Annotated in this window: 1 pseudogene; it reads left to right on the plus strand. The window is 69.8% G+C overall.

The features are described from left to right. Window positions 1-457, plus strand: a pseudogene (locus tag F8274_RS30880) (amino acid transporter); the annotation flags it as partial.

The raw sequence follows: 457 nt of genomic DNA on the forward strand, positions 1-457 counted from the left end.
CGTGGCGTTCGGGGCCGACGTCAACGCTCAAGCCGGTGCCTACGCCACCGGCATCCTGGCGATGATGGTCTCCGGCGCGGTCGCGGTGACGATCTCGGCGCTGCGCCGCCACCAACGCTGGGCCACCACCGGGTTCGCCGCGCTCACGCTGGTGCTGCTGTACGCGCTGATGGAGAACGTACGCGAGAAGCCGGACGGGATTGCCATCTCCGGCCTGTTCATCGCCGGCATCATCGCGGTATCGCTGATCTCCCGCGTGTCCCGCACGACCGAACTGCGGGCCGAGCGGATCGAGTTCGACGAGCTCGCGCGCCGGTTCATCGTCGACTCCATCGAGTTCGACGGACGCCTCGACGTCGTCGCGCACCGCCCGCACTCCGGGACGAGCGCCGAGTACCGCGCAAAGGAACGCGCGCAGCGCGGGATGAACCCGGTACCCGGCGCCGCCGACGTGATG

The sequence above is a fragment of the Micromonospora sp. AMSO31t genome, from assembly GCF_008868175.1.
In the GTDB taxonomy this organism is placed as follows: Bacteria; Actinomycetota; Actinomycetes; order Mycobacteriales; family Micromonosporaceae; genus Micromonospora.